General features: G+C 42.3%; 1 protein-coding gene. It reads right to left on the bottom strand.

Annotated features, from left to right (window positions below):
* Positions 1-93 precede the first annotated feature (93 nt).
* Positions 94-300: hypothetical protein (locus ACEYW6_RS36805; protein ID WP_412983694.1), on the bottom strand; the 207-nt coding region annotated here is incomplete at its 5' end.

The raw sequence follows: 300 nt of genomic DNA, 5'->3' as shown, positions 1-300 counted from the left end.
GTTACATTTGAGCAGATTTGGCAGCGATTAAGCTGTGTATTGCTTAATCGCTAATTCCAAAAGTTCCACAGAGCAATCTAGCTCAGTAGTAAATTACAAGAAAGTATCAGATTCGCTGAATGACTTAACGATGTGTGCGGTCAAGCTAGCTCCAAAGGCTAACAATCCGAACTCTTGTGCCTTAATGCCGTAAGCTAATAGTGGCTCTAGACCATCAGCAACGCTGGAAACTTCACTACCACCACCACCACCATAAATAGTAATGGAATCTACATTGTTCAGGTCGTTGAGGAAGCTTTC

The organism is Nostoc sp. UIC 10607, assembly GCF_047228265.1.
In the GTDB taxonomy this organism is placed as follows: Bacteria; Cyanobacteriota; Cyanobacteriia; order Cyanobacteriales; family Nostocaceae; genus Nostoc; species Nostoc foliaceum_A.
Note: the sequence above shows the minus strand (reverse complement) of the source record. Positions and strands in the feature narration are given on the sequence as shown.